Source organism: Candidatus Latescibacterota bacterium, assembly GCA_019038625.1.
Classification (GTDB): Bacteria; Krumholzibacteriota; Krumholzibacteriia; order Krumholzibacteriales; family Krumholzibacteriaceae; genus JAGLYV01.
Genome location: JAHOYU010000045.1, coordinates 1 through 4687 on the forward strand (window position 1 = coordinate 1; position 4687 = coordinate 4687).

Sequence of the window (4687 nt, forward strand, 5' to 3'; positions counted from 1 at the left end):
CAACAATGACTTCGCCTCCCCATCCCACGATGTGGCCTTGGGGTTGAGAAAAAGCGGTTCCAGCGGCAAAGATGAAAGAGCACAAACACACCAGAAGAAGATTGGATCCAGTTCGTTTCATGATATTCTCCATTTCCCCTTTAAATTGGATTCACTTTGTCAGACAACCAATCTGGCAACCTCGGTAATATTTATTTTTTCCTCTCACTACCTCAACAACAACGCCTTCTGGGTCTCCACCCGGTCTCCCATTTCCACCCGGAAAAAGTATTCACCCGAAGGAACCGAGCGGCCGGTGGAATCCTGACCTTTCCAGATCACAACGTGCTCACCTGGTTCATAGTGTTGCTCTGAAACATCGGCCACCCGGCGGCCACGTATGTCGAATACGGACACATGGACTTGTTGTGGTTGATCAAGCTTGAACGAGACCAACGCCATGGGATTGAACGGGTTAGGGGAAATCTTCACAACTCGGTCACTCGCTGGATCAATGCCACCTTTGGGCACGGTTCGAATCACGTCCGTCCCCATGACCAGTTCCCCATCGAAGGTCTCGCCCGTCAGTGTGGCCTCGGTGTCGCCACAGTGGATGCCTGTGTCGGCCAGGCGGAAGTGGAACATCAAATCGAGGTCGCCGTCGTCATCGATATCCGTTTCGTGCCGAACCAAGCCGCTGTTGTTTGAATGAGACTCCAGAGCTCCATCGGGACCAAAACGGACCGTTGTATGGTCCAGGGTTGTCGCATCGAATTCAGCTGTGCTCAGGACTGCTACCGGAACAACTCCTCCTGCCCCGCAGTTGATCGCATTCGTATCGCTATCGGGCTTCACATCAATGGTACAATTCACAATGGTCGAAGAATTGTTTTTCAGGCCCAAGCCGAAATAATCACCGGCCGCAATCGCGACAAAGTCGGCACTTGGTTCCGGGACATCGCACTGACCGTTGTTGTTTGCCCCCCAACCTGCAATCGACCCGTCGGATTTTAAGCCCAGATTGTTCCAACCACCCGCCGCGATTACCACAAAGTCCGTGTTTGGTTCAGGTACTTCCAGGACGCCGGCATTATCGAGTCCCCAGGCCACAATCGACCCGTCGGATTTCAGACCCAAGCTGTGATGCTTGCCCGCCGCGATTGCCACAAAGTCCGTGTTTGGTTCGGGTACGTCGCAGATTCCAAAGGAGTCTCGTCCCCAGGCAACGATCGTTCCGTTGGACTTCAGACCCAATATGTGACGACTGTCTGCGGCAATCGCCACGAAATCGGTGTTCGGTTCGGGCACACTGCCAATGCCCAGGTAGTCCGCTCCCCAAACCACAATCGACCCATCGGATTGTAAGCCCAGGCTGAAATTTACACCTCCGGCTACTGCCACGAAATCCGCATTCGGAACAGGGACGTCGCACTGGTGTTCGTCGTTTCTGCCCCAGGCCACGATGAAGCCATCGGATTTTAGACCGAGATTGTGCCAATAGCCCACGGCAACGTCCACGAAATCAGTGTTCGGTTCAGGAACATCGTCCACGCCGTAGGTGTTTGTGCCCCAGGCTACGATCGAGCCGGAGGATTTAAGACCTAGTCTTTGATCGCTACTTGCAGCAATGGCCACGAAGTCAGTATTCAGGGTATTTTCCCTACAATTTAAACTCGCATGAGAGATCCAGAACACTACGGAGCCGTCGGCCTTCAAACCCAGCCCGTGATAATCCCCACCTGATATTGAAATAAAATCTGAATTGGGTTCAGGGATGTCGTGCTGACCAAATGTATTGTCTCCCCAGGCCACGATCGACCCATCGGACTTCAGCCCAAGACTGTTATCGTTGGTCCCGGCGATGGCACTGAAGTCGGCATTGGGAGCCGGAATATCGCACTGAGCAAAATCATTTTTTCCCCAGGCTACCACCGACCCATCGGATTTCAATCCCAGGCTGTGCTCGGGGCCCGCTGCGACCGCGACGAAGTCGGCATTGGGGGCCGGCACATCACACTGTCCATCGTAGGTGGAACCCCAAGCCACTACTGTTCTATCGGATTTCAGGCCAAGATTGTGATAAGCGCCTCCGGCAATTGCCACAAAACCAGAGTTCGGATCAGGGACATTCAAGTGGCCGCTATAATCCTCTCCCCAAGTTACGATTGACCCATCTGACAATAGGCCAAGGCTGTGAATACCTCCCGCGGCTATGGCCACAAAACCAACATTCGGTTCTGGGACGTCGCATTGGCCTGCGCCGTTGGCTCCCCAAGCCACAATCGTACCATCAGCTTTCAGACCCAGGCTATGCGTCCGGCCGACCGCGATTGCCACATAGTCTGAATTCGGTTCGGGGAGGTTGCACTGACCAGAGTAATTCTCACCCCAAGCTACGATCGAGCCATCGGGTTTCAGTCCCAAACTGTGGCCACTGCACCCGGCAATTTCCACAAGATCCTCTAACTCGGATTGTTTTACAATTACCTCGGATCCCCACCCCACGATGTGGCCTTGGGCCTGGGCGAGAGCGGTTCCAGAGGCAAAGAGGAAAAAGCACAAACAGGCTAGATGCAGGATTGATCCAGTTCGTTTCATGATGCTCCTCATTTCTTCAAATTGTGGCTAAGTTTTGAAAAACAGTTCGGCAATTCCAGATTTTACAAAATTGACATTTATCATTAATGGCCCCCTGATTCAACGGTAAAGAATAGGCGGTAAAGGGTAGTCTGTACTGAAAGTCCCATTGCTGAGTCGTTGGTATTCACAGCAGACGGAATACTTGAGAGAGACAGGGGCGATCCCGCGGTATTGAGGGTTGCTACAATATTTTCCCTGCAATCAGTTCAATCCCGGACCTGCTGACACCGTATTGTTTGGCCAGCATTTTCCAACCCGCAAGGGCACTTCTTGTTTGTTCAATAATTGCCTCAATTGAGGATTGGTTCAGATTGGCCTCCAACCCCAGTTTGGTCAAATGATCCAAACCCGGGTCACGTCCTTCACCCATGACCATGGTGCTTTGTTCTCCACCTGGGCCAGACGAGAAGGTTAAATCGTAGGCCGGAGATAGCTTCCACTGGCCATCCGCATCCATTAAAAAACTAAAGTTCTTGGCGTGGTCATCACGGTTATGGGCTAGCACATTAAATACGGCCAATCGATACATTTTTTCGACCTCACGCACGTCACGGGTCAGAACACCTGTAAGAGCTATCAAATCTTCGTAATCGAGGGATGGGGTGCGGAAATCAGAATGCAACAATCCGCAGGCTGTATGCATGTGGTATCGCTTATCACCGTCTCGATCAAAACGCTTTATGGAAAAATAGCCGGTGCCCTTTTGGGCCGGGAATAAATGTACATCAGGAATTTGAATGCCTGCCCCTTTGGCCATCTGTGCATAAACATACTCGACGGCACCGGCATCAGAGTCGTCCTGGCTATTGGCAAATTTCACAAGCCACGGCGCGTATTCAGCGGGCAAATCATTGGCACCATGAATGAGGTGCTCACTGGTCTGATCAATACCGACAAGTGCTTTTGGGCGTGTACCGGCAGATGATCCGTTTAAAGTCAGAAGTTCTTGCAGGACATCTTCAGAAGTACCGTGCAATACCTCTTGTGTTTGCTCTGCCAAAGTATCGAGACAAATGGCCTCATATGTTTCATCGGAACTATGATCAGGTTCGTAAACCAGGGCCCCCATGCCATGCATGCCAACATTTGCCAAGCGATCCAAGGGTGTGATTTCTGATGAAACAATGCCCTGTGAACGAGCGAGGCGATCAAACAACAATCGTCCCCAGCCATCTGGCAGACTGTCATTGAAAACACCGGGCAAACCTTCAAACAGGTCATTTTCAAAACTGGAAACACCTGAGTCGAGGGGCAAGCGCAGAGGGGAAATTTCTAATCCATGGTCAATAAACGCACTGTCATACTCAAAATAGATTGTGCGGTTCCGCATGGCAAAGCGCCCAACAGGGGTAACACCAATTCCAAAGTTAAGACCGACTTTAATTTCCTTCACAAGTGGGAACTGGCTCATTTGCGTTTGCCTCGTTTGCGAGTGGGGGCGCTATCGGCTTCCAGTACTTCATCAATTGAGGTGAATTCTGATTTATTAACCTCTGTCGCCTTGAGAATGTCATCCAAACCGCCAAGCACCATCTGAAGCTTCAAAAAGGACTCCAGTGAAATGGAATGCTTTTGTTCGAATTGGCGAAGCGTTGGTAACGGCACCCCCGAACGTTTGGCAAGTCCTTCCTGGGTAAGGTCCATCTCCAAACGCTGCCTGCGGGTGTTTTCGGCTAGTTTTTTTTGTGCTTTTGCCTGAGTGTTTAATAACATCATGATATCTCCTAATGCCTTTATTTAGAGTTTACTGACATTATACCATTAGTTGAAGTTCTTTCAAGTTAACTTTGGGAGCGCTTTCTCTGTGCCTACGGAATATTCCGTCCCCATTGAATCCTAAAGCTCTCCTTTTGAGTTGTTCGGAATTTGGGGAAGCTTACGCACGCACAGAATTAGAGAGCGTTGATAACTACAATTTGGCCAGGCAGGAAAGCTTACTGAAGGACTAGATCCAGGGTGTCCCGGGCGATCATCACTTCCTCGTCGGTGGGGATGATCATGATTTTTACTCGTGAGCTCATTTTGCTGATGATGGCTTCATCGTGTCGGGTGGCGTTCTTGAAGGGAT

Annotated in this window: 4 protein-coding genes; all 4 read right to left on the minus strand. The window is 50.8% G+C overall.

The features are described 5' to 3' along the window. Positions 1 to 207 precede the first annotated feature (207 nt). The gene (locus KOO63_03115; GenBank protein MBU8920829.1) at positions 208 to 2577 is read right to left on the minus strand and encodes a T9SS type A sorting domain-containing protein; all 2370 of its coding nucleotides are present in this window, start codon (positions 2575 to 2577) and stop codon (positions 208 to 210) included. 223 nt (positions 2578 to 2800) lie between these two features. Next, on the minus strand, positions 2801 to 4030 hold the full coding sequence (locus KOO63_03120) for a type II toxin-antitoxin system HipA family toxin (GenBank protein MBU8920830.1): 1230 nt from the start codon (positions 4028 to 4030) through the stop codon (positions 2801 to 2803). Continuing rightward, positions 4027 to 4335: a helix-turn-helix domain-containing protein gene (locus KOO63_03125; GenBank protein ID MBU8920831.1), complete on the minus strand. Its 309-nt coding sequence runs from the start codon at positions 4333 to 4335 to the stop codon at positions 4027 to 4029. The genes KOO63_03120 and KOO63_03125 overlap by 4 nt, the downstream gene beginning before the upstream one ends. A 218-nt stretch (positions 4336 to 4553) precedes the next feature. After that, the coding region (locus tag KOO63_03130; GenBank protein MBU8920832.1) for an acetate kinase at positions 4554 to 4687 on the minus strand (134 nt) is incomplete at its 5' end.

Excerpts from the sequence above, each read along its gene's own strand:
- KOO63_03115 (MBU8920829.1), bottom strand. The coding sequence starts at position 2,577 with ATGAAACGAACTGGATCAATCCTGCATCTAGCCTGTTTGTGCTTTTTC.
- KOO63_03120 (MBU8920830.1), bottom strand. The coding sequence starts at position 4,030 with ATGAGCCAGTTCCCACTTGTGAAGGAAATTAAAGTCGGTCTTAACTTT.
- KOO63_03125 (MBU8920831.1), bottom strand. The coding sequence starts at position 4,335 with ATGATGTTATTAAACACTCAGGCAAAAGCACAAAAAAAACTAGCCGAA.